The sequence below is a fragment of the Paraburkholderia dioscoreae genome (genome assembly GCF_902459535.1).
Lineage (GTDB): Bacteria > Pseudomonadota > Gammaproteobacteria > Burkholderiales > Burkholderiaceae > Paraburkholderia > Paraburkholderia dioscoreae.
In genome coordinates, this window is the sequence record NZ_LR699553.1 from 3,883,630 (window position 1) to 3,898,627 (window position 14,998).

General features: G+C 61.3%; 12 protein-coding genes. 5 read left to right on the forward strand and 7 right to left on the reverse strand.

Going from position 1 to position 14,998, the window contains the following annotated elements:
* Positions 1 to 57: 57 nt before the first annotated feature.
* From tnpA to tnpC, 3 genes are all read left to right on the forward strand, one after another.
* Entirely contained in the window at positions 58 to 546 is a 489-nt protein-coding gene (gene tnpA, locus PDMSB3_RS17480; RefSeq protein ID WP_165187044.1) for an IS66-like element accessory protein TnpA, read from the forward strand.
* Positions 546 to 899: an IS66 family insertion sequence element accessory protein TnpB gene (gene tnpB, locus PDMSB3_RS17485; RefSeq protein WP_165187046.1), complete on the forward strand. Its 354-nt coding sequence runs from the start codon at positions 546 to 548 to the stop codon at positions 897 to 899. Before tnpA ends, tnpB begins: the two co-directional genes overlap by 1 nt.
* Positions 900 to 988: 89 nt before the next feature.
* A complete protein-coding gene (gene tnpC / locus PDMSB3_RS17490; protein ID WP_165187048.1) occupies positions 989 to 2,617 on the forward strand; it encodes an IS66 family transposase in 1,629 nt (542 codons plus the stop codon).
* A gap of 106 nt (positions 2,618 to 2,723) precedes the next feature.
* On the opposite strand, the gene PDMSB3_RS17495 is transcribed toward tnpC, so the two are convergent.
* Positions 2,724 to 5,051, reverse strand: coding sequence for an ESPR-type extended signal peptide-containing protein (locus tag PDMSB3_RS17495; RefSeq protein WP_165187050.1), 2,328 nt, complete (start codon positions 5,049 to 5,051; stop codon positions 2,724 to 2,726).
* Positions 5,052 to 5,645: 594 nt separating this feature from the next.
* Here PDMSB3_RS17495 and PDMSB3_RS17500 point away from each other — a divergent pair.
* On the forward strand, positions 5,646 to 6,095 hold the full coding sequence (locus tag PDMSB3_RS17500; RefSeq protein WP_007180401.1) for a nuclear transport factor 2 family protein: 450 nt from the start codon (positions 5,646 to 5,648) through the stop codon (positions 6,093 to 6,095).
* A gap of 112 nt (positions 6,096 to 6,207) precedes the next feature.
* On the opposite strand, the gene PDMSB3_RS17505 is transcribed toward PDMSB3_RS17500, so the two are convergent.
* A complete protein-coding gene (locus PDMSB3_RS17505; RefSeq protein WP_165187053.1) occupies positions 6,208 to 6,660 on the reverse strand; it encodes a hypothetical protein in 453 nt (150 codons plus the stop codon).
* A 155-nt stretch (positions 6,661 to 6,815) separates the two neighbouring features.
* On the opposite strand from PDMSB3_RS17505, the gene PDMSB3_RS17510 reads away from it, so the two are divergent.
* Complete coding sequence (locus tag PDMSB3_RS17510) at positions 6,816 to 7,853, forward strand: IS110 family RNA-guided transposase (protein ID WP_007175844.1); 1,038 nt, start codon at positions 6,816 to 6,818, stop codon at positions 7,851 to 7,853.
* A gap of 648 nt (positions 7,854 to 8,501) precedes the next feature.
* On the opposite strand, the gene PDMSB3_RS17515 is transcribed toward PDMSB3_RS17510, so the two are convergent.
* The 5 genes from PDMSB3_RS17515 to leuS all read right to left on the reverse strand — a co-directional run bounded on the left by PDMSB3_RS17515 (position 8,502) and on the right by leuS (position 14,938).
* Positions 8,502 to 8,918: a CopD family protein gene (locus PDMSB3_RS17515; protein ID WP_007180398.1), complete on the reverse strand. Its 417-nt coding sequence runs from the start codon at positions 8,916 to 8,918 to the stop codon at positions 8,502 to 8,504.
* Between the two features lie 86 nt (positions 8,919 to 9,004).
* Complete coding sequence (locus tag PDMSB3_RS17520; protein WP_165187055.1) at positions 9,005 to 10,276, reverse strand: glutamate-5-semialdehyde dehydrogenase; 1,272 nt, start codon at positions 10,274 to 10,276, stop codon at positions 9,005 to 9,007.
* A 254-nt stretch (positions 10,277 to 10,530) separates the two neighbouring features.
* Positions 10,531 to 11,649 carry a DNA polymerase III subunit delta gene (gene holA, locus PDMSB3_RS17525; RefSeq protein WP_165187057.1) on the reverse strand — a complete coding sequence of 373 codons (1,119 nt, stop codon included), beginning with the start codon at positions 11,647 to 11,649 and terminating at the stop codon, positions 10,531 to 10,533.
* A gap of 54 nt (positions 11,650 to 11,703) precedes the next feature.
* Positions 11,704 to 12,255 carry an LPS-assembly lipoprotein LptE gene (locus PDMSB3_RS17530; RefSeq protein WP_007180395.1) on the reverse strand — a complete coding sequence of 184 codons (552 nt, stop codon included), beginning with the start codon at positions 12,253 to 12,255 and terminating at the stop codon, positions 11,704 to 11,706.
* Positions 12,256 to 12,346: 91 nt separating this feature from the next.
* Complete coding sequence (gene leuS, locus PDMSB3_RS17535; RefSeq protein ID WP_007180394.1) at positions 12,347 to 14,938, reverse strand: leucine--tRNA ligase; 2,592 nt, start codon at positions 14,936 to 14,938, stop codon at positions 12,347 to 12,349.
* Positions 14,939 to 14,998 lie beyond the last annotated feature (60 nt).

Sequence of the window (14,998 nt, forward strand, 5' to 3'; positions counted from 1 at the left end):
TGTCCGCTGTCGGAAGATCAAGCTTGCGTCCGCAATCACTCAACTTGCGGACGCAACATGACCCCAGACGAACTCGATTTTCTCCCTCTCAAAGTCACGCACATCGATGAAGGCGGTCGGCGCTGCTTCGATCCCGACGGCAAACGACGACTGATCGAGGCGTGCGGGAAGCCCGGGGCATCCGTGGCAGGCCTCGCACTCAAGGCTGGCGTGAACGCCAACCAGCTGCGCAAGTGGATCATGCTGGAGCGCAGGCGAGTCACGCAGATAGACTCGCAGAAGCCGACCCGCATGGGTTCGGCGGAATTCGTACCCGTAGTGGAGTTAGCCGAACCGGATGCTGTGACGGCAAGCGCAAATCTGCCTTCGTCGCCTGGCATGACGCCGGTCCTCAGACCGCGTGAAGTCGTGCGAGGTTCGCCGCTCCCACCCTCACCGTCGCGTCTGGTGGCGCGACTGCCCAACGGGGTGAGTCTCGAACTTGAGTGCAGTGGGCAGGATCCAGCATTGATCACGGCGATGATTGACGCGTTGAGGAGCCGGTGATGCTGCGCTTCGCCAACGACCTGCGTGTCTACCTGTATCGCGAACCGGTTGATTTCCGGTGCGGCATCAACACCCTTGCTGTTCTGGTCGAGGAATCGATGCGGCTGGATCCGCTTGCCGGCGCCGTCTACGCGTTCCGCAATCGTAAGTGCGACAGGATCAAGCTCCTGCTGTACGAGCGCACTGGCTTCTGGCTGTTGCTGCGCCGGCTCGAGGAAGACCGTTTCGTGTGGCCGCGACGCGATGAGGACGTAATCGAGCTGACAACGCAGCAGTTGCACTGGCTGCTGGACGGCATCGATATCGACGCCCTTCGCCGTCATCCTGCCCGACATTACGAGCACGCCGGCTAGTCTGCACGTACCCCGTCAGCCAGGCGATGGGCACTGGTTACAAATTGACGTAAACCTGTAGCGTGCCGCACTGCGCTATCCTGGAGCGCATGACGAATGCACCCGATCTCAAGCGCGTGCCCCATGCCGTCCAGGGCTACATACACGATCTCGAAGAGCGCGTAGCCGGCGACACGAAGCGCATTGGCGAGCTGAGCCAGCGGATTGAACAGCTCGAGGAGCAGGTCCGTCTGCTGCAATCCGAGCGCTACGCACCGAAGAGCGAGAAACGCCAGGACCGGATGTTCGACGAGGCGGAGCAACTCGCCAGTGAACCCAGCGACGAGGATGCGGGGCCCGGGCTGCCCGACACCGGTTTGCCAACGATCGGCCAGCCTGAACGCAGCAAGGCCGGACGCAAGCCGTTGCCGGCATACCTGAAGCGGGAGCGCGTCGAGTACGATCTGCCCGAAGAGCAGCGAGGCTGCCCGTGCTGCGGCAATCCGATGCATCGCATCGGCGAGGATGTCAGTGAACAGCTGCACGTCGAGGTGAAATGGACGGTTCGCCAGAACGCGCGCGCAAAGTATGCGTGCCGGCACTGCGAGCGGCACGCCGAACATACACCGGTCGTGCTCGCGCCGATGCCGGTGCAGCCGATTCCGGGCAGCCATGCAGATGCCTCGGTAATCGCGACAGTCGCGACCGCGAAATACGTCGACGGCATGCCGTTGTACCGGATGCAGGCGGCACTTGCCCGCTGGCAGATTCCGGTGAGTCGGGGCACGCTCGCGCAATGGGTGATCCGCCCCAGTGAACTTCACTACCGTCGCCTGTACGACGCGCTGTACAGGACACTGCTATCGCAGCCACTGATTCACGGCGACGAGACGACGCTTCAGGTGCTCAATGAGCCTGGTCGGGCGGCGCAGAGCAAAAGCTATGCATGGGTCTACCGGAGTGCGCAGGATTGTGCCGAACCGGTCGTGCTGTTCGAGTATCAGCCCGGGCGCGGCCAGACGCATCCGCAGAAGTTCCTGGGTGACTACAGCGGCATGTTGATGAGCGACGGATACAGTGCCTGGCGAACACTGAAGAAAGCGACGCACTTCGGCTGCATGGCGCATGCGCGCAGGCTGTTCGTCAAGGCGGACAAGGCAGCGCAGCAAAAAGGGGATGACGGAAAACCGAAGGCGCCGAACGCACGCGTGGCAAAAGCGCTCGAATACTTCCAGGCCCTGTACCGTGTCGAGGCGCTGGCCAAAGGCAACCTGCCTGCCGGTCAGACCCGCGCCGACTACACATACCGCCTGCGGCAACAGCATAGCGCGCCGGTGCTCGAAACGTTCAAGGCATGGCTCGATGAACTGGCGCCGAAGATGGTGCCGCAAAGCCTGCTGGGCAAGGCTATCGCCTATACACGGAACCAGTGGGAATATCTGGCTCGCTACGCCACTGATGGCCGTGCCCCGATTGACAACAACGTCTGTGAGCGGGACATCAGGCCCTTTGCGACATCGAGAAAATCGTGGCTGTTCAGCGATACGGTCGACGGCGCGAAAGCCAGCGCCACGATCTACAGTCTCGTGCTGACGTGCCGGGCCTGCGGTGTCGAGCCATACGACTATCTGCTGCACGTGCTTACGGAACTGCCACAGCGCGCGCCAGATGCGGACGTAACCGATCTGCTGCCGTTCAACTACGCGCGCCAGCAACAGGTTGCAACTGGTAGTGGCTGACCGGAGCGAAGCGCCTCCTCCGGCATACGATTGCGGGCACCCCTGCCTCTCACCGACTCCAACGTCTCCGGCGTGACCTGAGAACTCGCCTGTCCATCGCCGACCATCAACAACTTGGTGCGTTGAATCGATCGCTTACGTTTGACTGGATGTTGGCATTGCGTCCGATTACGATCGCACCTGCGCCAGCATTATTGATCGCGGCGTTCTCACCAACAGCAATGTTCCCCTCTCCCATCGTGCCCGTGCCGCTGAGCGCGTTGCTGCCCATTGCAATGCTGCTCACACCTTTCGCCGTTGCATTCCCGCCAATCGCAATCGCGTCCGTCCCCGTCGCCGACGAATCCGCCAGTGTCGAGTTCGCGTGGAAATACTTCACACCACCACCGTTGGTGATGTTGTTCACCGTGTTGCTGATGTTGGTGACGTTGCCCGCGATGTTCGTGACGCTGGTGCTCAGGTTGTTCACGTTGTTATTGATCGTGTTGACCTTCGCGTCTTCCGACTGCAACTGGCTCACGTTCACCGCGTCCGTGGCCGCCGAACCCGCCGCGACATTCGTGATACGACGTTCCGTGCCCGATGCCCCCACCGACACTTCGCCATTAGCGGTCGATGCGGAGCCCGACAGCGTTCCGCTGCCCGGGTTGTAACCCGCTGACGACAGGTTGGCCGTCGTCGTCGAGTTCGCGCCGAGCGCTACCGAGTTCGCCGCACTCGCATTCGCTGCGTAGCCGATCGCCAGCGCATTGCTGGCTGTCGCCTTGGCGCCGAAGCCCGTCGCCGTGGCGCCCGCGGCCGTCGCGCTCGAGGTTGCGCCAACCGCCGCCGCATAGTCCGCCGTTGCCGCCGTTCCCGTGCCCAGCGCCGTTGCTGAATAGCCCGTCGTGTTCTTCGCCAACGCGTTTTGACCGAGCGCCACATCATACTGACTTGCGGCAGTCGCCAACGCGCCAATCGCAGTGCCATTCGCCGCCGCGGCCTGTGCCTTCTGACCTATCGCAATTGCCGATGTACCAGTCGAGGTGGCGTTTTCGCCAATGCCGATCGCTCCGGCGCCGGCCCCTACACCGCCAGCCATCGAGTTACCGCCAATGGCAATATTTTGATCGAAATTGGCAGTTGCGTTGGCGCCGATCGCGACCAGGTCGGTAGCGTAACCGACAAATTGGTTATAAGCCGTAGTCGCCCCAGCGCCCAAGGCGACCGAATTAGTGCCTTTACCGGTCGCATTGGTGCCAATTGCGATGGAATCATGTGCAGCACTGACTAAAGGCGTAGTTGCCCCACCGCCGATCGCGATCCCACCGGACACCTGTGCAAACGAATCCGCCAACGTTGAATTGACATGGAAATACTTGATCCCCGCACCGTTGTTGATGTTGTTGATCGACGTATTGAGTTTGCCCAGCGCCGTATCCACCGTGCTGAAAGCGGAGCCGACATTGGTCGCCGCGCCCGTCGTACCCGCGATCGAGTTCGCGTTCGTCAGTGCGTAGCTTGGCGCGCTGATCGCACCCGTCGTGCTGTTGTAGGCTGCGCCGCCGCCCAATGCTGCCGCCGTCGTCGTGCCTTGCTGGTCGACCTTGCCGTCTTCCGATTGCAACTGGCTCACGTTCACTGCATCCGTCGCCGCCGAACCGGTCGCCACATTCGTGACACGACGCTCCTTGCCTGCCGAGCCCACCGACACTTCGCCGTTGGTCGCGGAAGCCGTGCCCGACAGCGTGCCGCTGCCCGGGTTGTAACCCGCTGACGAGAGATTCGCAGACGTCGTTGACTTATATCCCAGCGCAACTGAACCCGTAGTCGACGCGTTCGCGCCCTCGCCAATGGCAGTCGAGTTGGTTGCGGAGGCGTTCGTGAACGCACCGACTACAGTGGATTGAGCTCCGGTCGCATTTGATTGCGATCCCACCACCGTCGAGTAAGTACCCGACGCAATCGCAAGCTCGCCGATGGCGGTCGTTGCCCAGTCCGTCGCTTGTGCCTTGGTACCCAGCGCAGTTGCCTGCGAGATGCTGTTGTCGGACCGACCAGCAACTGATTGATAGCCGATTGCGACGTTTGCGCCGGAACTGATGTTATTGGCGCCCCACGCATTTGCTCCTCCGCCGATTGCGATAGCACCGGGCGAATTGCTTGCTGGGGAAGCAATCGTCGTCGCATTACTCCCAAGTGCGACGTCCCAGCCTCCGCCGGTCGTTGCGCCGGCGCCTATCGCTTCCGAAGTTGAACCTCCATTAGCGATGCCACCGTCAAGCGCTCCGGCGTTCGCCTGCAGTGACGCAAGGCCCCCTACCCCAGCTGCCAGCAGCACCGCCAAACTTGCTCTCGTGCTTTTGCTCTTCTTCCCCCGCGCCTTCGCCACTTCCGAGACCGCGACATACGTCCCGGTCGTTTCATTCCAAACGGTCTTGTACGACTTGTTCACAATCCTGCCTATTTAAGATGAGGTAACCCATTCGGCGCCGCGCTGTCGGCCATGAGGTGGCATCCCAGACATCCAATCGCAATCAACCGATTTTCAAAACAACTGGGAAAATGAGAATTTTCTCTTTAATCTCATTAATGCATGCGGCGATGTCGCAAAGATAGACTCAGTGAAATGCGCATTGAATAGGACTTATCTCAAACAGTTCATCCGAATGCGTGGATGTGCGAATTAACCGACACATCGTGCAGACGTCGCCTCGCATTGCGTCGAATCGCCGCAGCGCAAATGCGACCGAGCCGCGCGCTATTGCGCATCGGTCATGCATCCTTAGGAAGAATGCGAAACTCGAAGGGAGAAGCTGCCACCGCTATTGAATTGAAGTAGCTGCGGAGCTGAGAAATACAGACAGATTGAGAATTTTCTTATTTTTATTCATTCAAAAATAACTAGAATTTTTTCAATTGCACCGAGACAACTGAAATTATTCAAAAAATTTCTCAACAGCAACACTGAAACATCCGAAAGCACCGCACGGCAATACAGGCGTGCCGCACCTGCCAACCAACCAGAAAATCAAATTCAATAAGTACAATGAAAATTATTGATGCCAACGACATGAAGTCCGTTTTCCGTCCCGCGTTCGGCGCTCTTTTACTTTGCTTGACGGCTACGCCCGCATTTGCGGCGGACCCGGATGATGCGACGCTAAAGACATTGGAGCACGCGTGGATCACCGCGACCACCCACACCGACCGCGTTGCGCTCGATAAACTGCTCGACGACTCTTTCGTGGAGACCGCGCCCAATGGCATGCGTCGGAGCAAGTCCGACCTACTGCTGGCGTCGCCGCCGCCGCCAGGTTCGACCCAGACTCTGATCGATATGGATGTGCGCGTGAACGGTGACACGGCCATAGTCACCGGTACCAATCAGTTCAAACGGGACGCGACTGCCCAACCGGTGAACTATTCGTTCACGGATGTGTTCGTCCGCAAACCGGAAGGCTGGCGGGTCATGTCGGCACAAATGGTTCGCCGATGAGAAAGACAGATGGCGGCCTGCTTGCAGACCGCCGTTTTTGACTTGAACGCTATTGAAGTCGCGATTTGCTCGCGCCTCCTTTTACATCTGCTGGACCGGACTGCAAGGGCTATCAGTGAGCCGTCGCAGCAATCACCGCATCTGCCTTCTCGTGTGTCGCCTTACGCGTCGCAACTTCGCACGATTCAGCGTCCGCGCGAGCCTGCGTGGTTTTCTGCCCCGCCTCCGCCAGCAGTTTCGCCGCTGCGCCCGCCGTAATCCGCCGATGCGCAATCCCTCGCGCATCGAGCGCAATCACCTGATACAACTCGCGGTCGTCTTCCACTTCCCGCTCGTACTCCTCGCACGTTTCAACCAGCAGTTCGAGCAGCACTTGCCGGCTGCGTCGTTCGTGGTTCGTCAATGCAGGATTCCTATATATCGAAGTCGCGAGCGTCGCCAAGCGGTTGAGTTGAGTCAACTGCCGTTCACACGAACCGAATGCCGACAGTGCAAGCTTTTCGTACTGCAAGGCATCGACTGGCGGACGTGAGGCGGGTTGGGTGTTCTTTCCGATTTTGCTCATGGTGCGATCTCCCGAAACTTAACTGGATCGCCCGACACTCGCTTGCAAGGAGGGTGAGCGGGCACGTAGCGAAGTTAATGGAATGGACGCCCCCTCTCCTGCGGTACGGATATGCCAAAGTAAGGGTCTCAAACGTTAGCGCGAAGGAGAGCATCATGAAGATCGCGACCATTGGCCTTGACCTTGCCAAGAACGTTTTTCAGGTCCACGGCGTCGACCCGCGCGGCGTCCCCGTCTTAAGGAAGCAGCTAAAACGCATTCAGGTGCTGCCATTCTTCGCCACGCTGGAACCCTGCCTTGTCGGCATGGAAGCCTGTTGCGGTGCACACTTCTGGGCGAGAAAGCTGCAGGCGTATGGGCATACGGTGAAGCTCATTGCGCCACAGTTCGTCAAACCTTACGTGAAGAGCAACAAGAATGATGCCGCGGATGCAGAGGCAATCTGTGAAGCCGTCTCGCGACCGAACATGCGGTTCGTACCCGTCAAAAGCGTCGAGCAGCAGGCGATACTGGCACTGCACCGGGTCCGGCAAGGATTTGTTACCGCGCGTACCGCCCACGCCAACCAGATCCGCAGTCTGCTCGCAGAATACGGTCTGGTTGTGCCGCAAGGTATTCATCATCTACATCAGGATGTCCCTGATCTTCTGGAAGACGCCAGTAACGAACTGCCGGGCGTATTCCGGCAACTGGTCATGCGTCAGCTCGACTATCTGCGGGAGTTGGACCACCAGGTGCAACTGCTCGAAGCGCAAATAAAGACCTGGCATCGGGAGAACGAAGCAAGCCGCAGACTTGCGCAGATTCCCGGCGTCGGACCCATCACCGCTACTGCGCTGGTCGCATCAGTGGGCGACGCGCGATGCTTTGCAAGCGGCCGGCAACTAGCGGCATGGATCGGTCTGGTGCCGCGCCAGCACTCAAGTGGCGGCAAACAGGTGCTGCTCGGCATCGGCAAACGTGGGGACGCTTATCTGCGCTGCCTGCTTGTCCACGGTGCACGGGCTGTGATCAGCGCCGTACGCCAAAAAGACGGCACCTCCACAAGCTGGCTAGGTCGTCTGCTTGCACGGCGACATACGAACATCGCAACCGTGGCACTTGCCAACCGCAATGCGCGCATCGCCTGGGCCTTACTCGCACATCACCGGGAGTTCTGCTCCGACTATGGGCGCGCAGCACCGGTCGTCTGACACATGGACACGGATATTAGATGATACAGGATAACTAACTAATGAATAGGTGGTAGCTTCCAGCGATTGCGCGGGCAATCATGACGTGATGGCAAAACAGGTGAGACCGGGATCGGGAAAATTCTGTGGTCTGCCACGCGCTTCGAGCGCGATGGGTTAACGAGAAACCGATCTGCACATTCCATCAGGGACAGAGGCAAGTCCTCACAAGTCCGGATGTATGGCTGCAATCCTTCATCTGCTAACGATCACCGAATGACGGCTGTGCAAACTGGGGGCGTCCATGTATGACAGACCGGGCTTGAAACAATCCGGCGAGCCTTGCGGCTCCTCCACCACAGCCCGCCCATAGAAAATACAGACGTGCAGAGATAGACGCACGACCCGCCTGGACGGGTGTGCGGTTTCAAGCGCGAGCTGTCAAACTCGACCACCGGTTGGTGCCGGTGGTTCGGAAATTATAAATCAGCGTCCACACGCTTTGGCCGTCCCAATATAGCCTCACCACCGCTCTGGCCGTTCAGCCTAAGACAACACTTCGCACATCAGCACCAACAATAAAAAAGGCAGTCTGCCGAATCCGGCAAACCGCCCTTCTACGAATCCAAACCTGCAACCCAACCAGCGCAGCGAACGCTCGCCCACGCGTTAAAACGGCTTGATCACCACCAACGCCACCGCCGCCAACATCCCCAGCACCGGCAACTCATTAAACATCCGATACCACTTGTCCGACCGGCGATTCTCACCGCGCTCAAAAGTCCGCAACAACACACCGCAATACGCGTGATAACCGATCAGCAGCACCACCACACCAACCTTCGCGTGAATCCACCCCTGCCCGCTGCCGATGCCAATCACCAACCACAGCCACAGCCCACACGCGAGCGCCGGCACCGCGATAAACGTCATGAAGCGAAACAGCTTGCGCGCCATCGTCAACAGACGCGCCGTGGCCGCGGGTTCCGTTTCCATCGCCAGATTGACGAAGATGCGCGGCAGATAGAACAGGCCGGCGAACCACGAAGCAACCAGAACGATATGAAACGTTTTGACCCAAAGCATCGACGATCCTTGTACAGCGTATTGGCGTAAAGAGAAGCGCGCGTATCAGCGCGCCTCAGGCGAAGAACGAGCCCGCGAAGGCGCCCTTATTGACGGCCTTCGCCGTGCCCGAGCACGACGTACTTCATCGACGTCAACCCGTCGAGTCCCACCGGACCGCGCGCATGCAGCTTGTCGTTCGAAATGCCGATCTCCGCGCCCAGACCGAATTCGAAACCATCGGCAAACCGTGTCGACGCATTGACCATCACGCTCGCCGAGTCCACTTCGCGCAGGAAGCGCATCGCGCGATCGTGGTCTTCGGTGACGATCGCGTCGGTGTGCTGCGAGCTGTACTTGTTGATGTGCTCGATCGCCGCATCGAGATCGTCCACCACCTTGATCGCCAGCACCGGCGCGAGATATTCGGTGCGCCAGTCTTCTTCGGTCGCATCGACGAGCGGACCCACGCCCGCATCCGCCAGCACCGCGCGCGACGCGGCGTCCACCCGCAGTTCGACTTCCTTGGCGCGATACAGCTTGCCCAACGGCGGCAGCACCTGGGCCGCCACACCGCGCGCGACCAGCAGCGTTTCCATCGTATTGCAGGTGCCGTAGCGGTGCGTCTTGGCGTTGTCGCAGACGGTCAGCGCTTTGGTCAGGTCCGCGCGATCGTCGACGTACACGTGGCAGATGCCGTCGAGGTGCTTGATCATCGGCACGCGCGCTTCGTTCATCAGGCGCTCGATCAGGCTCTTGCCGCCGCGCGGCACGATCACGTCGACGTATTCGGTCATGGTGATCAGCTTGCCGACCGCCGCGCGATCCGAGGTGGCCACCACTTGCACGGCGTCCTGCGGCAATCCGGCGGCTTCCAGACCTTCGCCGATCAGCTTCGCCAGCGCCGTATTGCATTCGAGCGCTTCGGAACCGCCGCGCAGAATGGTCGCGTTGCCCGACTTGAGGCAAAGCGCCGCGGCGTCGATCGTCACGTTCGGACGCGATTCGTAGATGATGCCGATCACGCCGAGCGGCACGCGCATCTGACCGACCTGAATGCCGCTCGGCCGGTACTTCAGATTGCTGATCTCGCCGATCGGATCGGCCAGCGCGGCGACTTGCCGCAAGCCTTCCACCATCGTCTTCAGCGCTTTGTCCGACAGCGTCAAACGGTCGATGAACGCGGCATCGTGGCCTTTCTCGCGAGCCTTGGCGACGTCGCGCGCATTCGCTTCTTTCAGCGCGGCCGCGTCACGCTCGATCGCCTCGGCGACGGCTGCGAGCGCGGCGTTCTTCGCCGCCGTCGACGCCCGCGCCATGGCCCGCGATGCTTGGCGGGCGCGACGGCCGAGGTCGGTCATGTACTGGTCGATATCCATGGAAATTCTCGTGGTGCCGCGCCCATTGAGGTGCGGCGGACGGACAGAATGAGCGAATGATTCAACGATTGTAAGTCGGGCGAAGGCGCTTTGCTTGCCGCCGGGCGGGTTGCGCTTCACGCCGGCGCACGGTGAAGGTAGCGGGCTTGCCGGTTCACTCGCGACTCAGGAGCGCATTGCGAAGCGACTCAAGAGCGCCTTAAGACCAACCCACAAGCGCCCTCAAGAGCTGCCGGCTGGCCTGGCGTTGCCGTTCAGGCCGGCCTTCGTGCCGGTGCAGCAGTCCCGGGCCGAGGTCGTGGCGGTGGCACGGGCGACGTTTTCGGCGCCGCCACCGTCATGGCCAATTCGAACAGGCCATCCCACGGATCAGGCGGCGGATCGTTGCGATGATTACCCGGCGTGCCGCCCGACAAACCCTTCACCTGCCGATCGAGCCGCGCCGCCAGCGCAAGCGCCTTTTCCAGCGTGCCTTCGCTGACACGCGACAACGCCGGGCCGATCAACCGTTCGCGCGGCCCCCAAACACGATTCTCGCGCACCAGCATCGCGAGCGGCTTGCCGGCCGCGACGCCGCGTTTGATCCGCAGCAGCGTGCGGACTTCTTCCACCACCGCCCACAGCACCAGCACCGCGGCCTCGCCTTCTCCGCGCAAGCCGTCGAGCATGCGCGACAGACGGCCGACGTCGCCGGCCAGCATCGCTTCGTTCAACTTGAAAACGTCATAACGGGCGACGTTGAGCACGGCGTCCTGAACGTGCTCGAAGCTCAGCGACCCGGCCGGATACAGCAGCCCCAGCTTCTGGATTTCCTGATGCGCGGCGAGCAGATTGCCCTCCACACGCTCGGCGATGAAAGCCAGCGCGCGCCGCCCTTCTTCACCGGCGGCCACGCGTTGACCCTGCGCCGCGAGCCGCTGGCCAACCCAATTGGGCAACTGCGCACGCTCGACCGGATCGATCTTCAACGCGACGCCCGCGTCGGACAACGACGTGAACCACGCCGACTTCTGCGTGGCCGCGTCGAGCCGCGGCAGCGTGATCATGGTGAGCACATCTTCATTCACGGCAGCGGCCAGCGCTTTCAGCGCGTCCGCGCCTTCCTTGCCGGGCTTGCCCGACGGAATGCGCAATTCGACCAGTTGACGGTCGCCGAACAGTGACATCGACTGGCTCGCGCCCAGCAGCGAACTCCAGTCGAAGCCGCGCTCCACCGTGAACACCGAGCGATCGGTGAAGCCGGCCGCGCGCGCGGTGGCGCGGATGCGGTCGCACGCTTCCTGCGCGAGCAGGTGCTCGTCGCCGTACACGACGTACAGTCCGGCGAGTCCCTTGGCGAGATGCGCTTCGAGCGCGTCAAGTCGCAGTTGCATGGCTACCGATCGGCAAGGTTGAACAGGTGCGGCACATTGAACGAAGCACGACGCTCACAGCGGCGGCGGCGGCAACGGCGCGCGCGGCACGACTCCCGGCACTTCCTGGCCCGGCGCCGGATGCATAGAACGCACGACCGACAGGCGGCGTGAGAGCTGGTCGATCGCGTCGTTTTCCATATCGGCGAAGAGAATGTCGCTCTCGGCGGCTTTCGCTTGCGAAAACTGATCGCTATAGGTCATCGCGCGGTTCAGCGCGATCACGCTCGACGGAATCAGCAGCGTGCCGTCTTTGGCGGTCAGCGAATAGGTCATCGAGAGATTCAATCCATACTCTTCGACCGCACCCAGCGAATTCAGCGTCAGCGTGTTGATGCCACGGCCTTCGGTGATCTGCAACGTGGCGTCGGCATTCGCGACCGAAGTGACCACGACCGTGTCGCTGCCGCCTTGCACGATACGCGTCAAGCGCGCGGCCGCCGCCGGCGAACCGCCGGCGATGAAGAGGCGTTTGAATGCGTAGTCCTGCTGACCGCGCAACTGGAAGCCGCAGGCGGACAACATCAGCACGCTGCAAGCCAGCGTCAAAAACGATCTGCGAGTCACATTGGCTCCTGGTTCGCAGTAGATTCCGCAGCGGGCAAGAGCGCCGCCGCACGCGACGGCGTCCTGCCTGCTGTCATTTCTTCGTCGGTCCTCACACCACCACGTTCACGAGGCGCCCCGGCACCACGATGATCTTCTTGGGCGCCTTGCCTTCGCTGAACTTCGCGACCATCTCGTGAGCGGCCGCGAGCTGTTCGATCGCTTCACGCGAGGCGTCTTTCGCCACCGTGATCGCGCCGCGCACCTTGCCGTTCACCTGCAGCACGAGTTCGATCTCGGACTGCTCCAGCGCCTTCTCGTCGACCTTCGGCCACGGCGCGTCGAGCAGCGAGCCGAGTTCGTCGGCGTAACCGAGTTCCCGCCACAACTGGAACGTGAGGTGCGGCACGACCGGATACAATACGCGCAGCATCACGCTGCAGGTTTCGCGCAGCACGGCCGGGCGGGCGCCCTTCGCGCTGTCGAGCGCGTTGAGCATCTTCATCGCCGCCGACACCACCGTGTTGTATTGCAGACGCTGATAGTCGAAGTCGGCCTGCTTCAGCACGGTGTAGATTTCGCGGCGCAAGACTTTCTCGACGTCGCTCAGTTGCGCGGCGTCGAACCTGCCGCCCTGGCGCAATGCGGCTTCGTTGGTCTGGCTGAAGCTCCACACGCGGCGCAGGAAGCGGCTCGCGCCTTCCACGCCCGAGCCGGACCATTCGAGCGACTGCTCCGGCGGTGCGGCGAACATCACGAACAGACGCGCGGTGTCCGCGCCGTGCTGATCGATCAGCAGTTGCGGATCGACGCCGTTGTTCTTCGACTTCGACATCTTCTCGACACCGCCGAGCACCACCGGCTGGCCGTCCTCGTTGAGGATCGCGCCGACCGGGCGGCCCTTGTCGTCGAACGAAACGGTTACGTCGGCCGGGTTGTACCAGGTCTTCTTGCCCGCTTCGTTTTCACGATAGTAGGTTTCGTTGAGCACCATGCCCTGCGTCAGCAGATTTTTGGCCGGCTCGCCGAACTTGATCAGCCCGAGGTCGCGCATCACCTTCGCCCAGAAGCGCGAGTACAACAGGTGAAGAATCGCGTGCTCGATGCCGCCGATGTACTGATCCATCGGCGCCCAGTAGTCGGTGCGCTCGTCGACCATGGTCTTCGCACCCGGCGACGCATAGCGGTAGAAGTACCACGACGAATCGACGAAGGTGTCCATCGTGTCGGTTTCGCGTTTGGCCGCGCCGCCGCAGGTCGGGCAGGTGCAGTTCACGAACGCTTCAGACTTGGCGAGCGGATTGCCCGTGCCGTCCGGCACGAGGTCTTCCGGCAGCACCACCGGCAGATCTTTTTCCGGCACCGGCACGTCGCCGCACTTCGGGCAATGGATGATCGGAATCGGCGTGCCCCAGTAGCGCTGGCGCGACACGCCCCAGTCACGCAGACGCCACGTGATCTGCTTGTCGCCGAGGCCCAGTTCCTTCAGGTCGGCGGCGATCTGGTCCACTGCCTGTTCGTAGTTGAGGCCGTCGTACTTGCCGCTGTTGATCAGCGTGCCGGTCTTCTCGCCGTACCATTCCTGCCAGGCTTCGGTCGAAAATTCCTTGCCTTCGACCGCGACCACCTGCTTGACCGGCAGACCATATTTCTTCACGAACGCGAAGTCGCGCTCGTCGTGAGCCGGCACGCCCATCACCGCGCCTTCGCCGTAGCTCATCAGCACGTAGTTGCCGATCCACACTTCGACCTGTTCCTGCGTCAGCGGATGCGTGACGTAGAAGCCGGTGGCCATGCCCTTCTTTTCCATGGTCGCGACGTCGGCCTCAGCCACGCCGCCGCGCTTGCATTCCTCAATGAAGGCCTGCAGTTCCGGCTTGTCTTTCGCGAGACGCGTGGCGAGCGGATGCTCGGCGGCGATCGCGCAGAAGGTGACGCCCATGATCGTGTCGGCGCGCGTAGTGAACACGCGCAGCAGCTTCTGTTCACCGTCGATTTCGTACGGGAAGCCGAAGTTCACGCCGAAGCTCTTGCCGATCCAGTTCTGCTGCATGATCTTGACGCGCTCGGGCCAGCCGAGGCCTTCGAGGTCGTTCAGCAGTTCGTCCGCGTACTGCGTGATGCGCATGTAGTACATCGGGATTTCGCGCTTTTCGACGAGCGCACCCGAACGCCAGCCGCGGCCGTCGATCACCTGCTCGTTGGCGAGCACGGTCTGATCGACCGGATCCCAGTTGACGGTGCCGGTTTTCTTGTACGCGATGCCCTTTTCCAGCATCTTCAGGAACAGCCACTGGTTCCACTTGTAGTAGTCCGGGCTGCAGGTCGCGACTTCGCGCGACCAGTCGATCGCGAGGCCCATCGACTGCATCTGCTTCTTCATGTAAGCGATGTTGTCGTAGGTCCACTTGGCCGGCGGCACGTTGTTGGCCATCGCCGCATTTTCCGCCGGCATGCCGAACGCGTCCCAACCCATCGGCATCAGCACGTTGTAGCCGTTCATCCGCAGATAGCGGTACATCACGTCGTTGATCGTGTAATTGCGCACGTGACCCATGTGCAACTTGCCCGACGGGTACGGCAGCATCGAGACGCAATAGAACTTGGGCTTGTCGGTGACTTCCGTCGTCTTGTACGCGTCGATGGCGCGCCATTGCCCTTGCGCGGCGGATTCGACGTCGGAGGGAACGTATTTTTCGTGCATGGTGTGATGGGATCGCTGGGTTCGGTGCTTTCGCACCGGGCCTGGTGCTCTGCTGGATGA

Bases quoted from the DNA above. Each gene is read 5' to 3' on its own strand.
- tnpA (WP_165187044.1), top strand. From the start codon at position 58: ATGACCCCAGACGAACTCGATTTTCTCCCTCTCAAAGTCACGCACATC.
- tnpB (WP_165187046.1), top strand. From the start codon at position 546: ATGCTGCGCTTCGCCAACGACCTGCGTGTCTACCTGTATCGCGAACCG.
- leuS (WP_007180394.1), bottom strand. From the start codon at position 14,938: ATGCACGAAAAATACGTTCCCTCCGACGTCGAATCCGCCGCGCAAGGG.
- PDMSB3_RS17520 (WP_165187055.1), bottom strand. From the start codon at position 10,276: ATGGATATCGACCAGTACATGACCGACCTCGGCCGTCGCGCCCGCCAA.
- tnpC (WP_165187048.1), top strand. From the start codon at position 989: ATGACGAATGCACCCGATCTCAAGCGCGTGCCCCATGCCGTCCAGGGC.
- PDMSB3_RS17510 (WP_007175844.1), top strand. From the start codon at position 6,816: ATGAAGATCGCGACCATTGGCCTTGACCTTGCCAAGAACGTTTTTCAG.
- holA (WP_165187057.1), bottom strand. From the start codon at position 11,649: ATGCAACTGCGACTTGACGCGCTCGAAGCGCATCTCGCCAAGGGACTC.
- PDMSB3_RS17500 (WP_007180401.1), top strand. From the start codon at position 5,646: ATGAAAATTATTGATGCCAACGACATGAAGTCCGTTTTCCGTCCCGCG.
- PDMSB3_RS17515 (WP_007180398.1), bottom strand. From the start codon at position 8,918: ATGCTTTGGGTCAAAACGTTTCATATCGTTCTGGTTGCTTCGTGGTTC.
- PDMSB3_RS17505 (WP_165187053.1), bottom strand. From the start codon at position 6,660: ATGAGCAAAATCGGAAAGAACACCCAACCCGCCTCACGTCCGCCAGTC.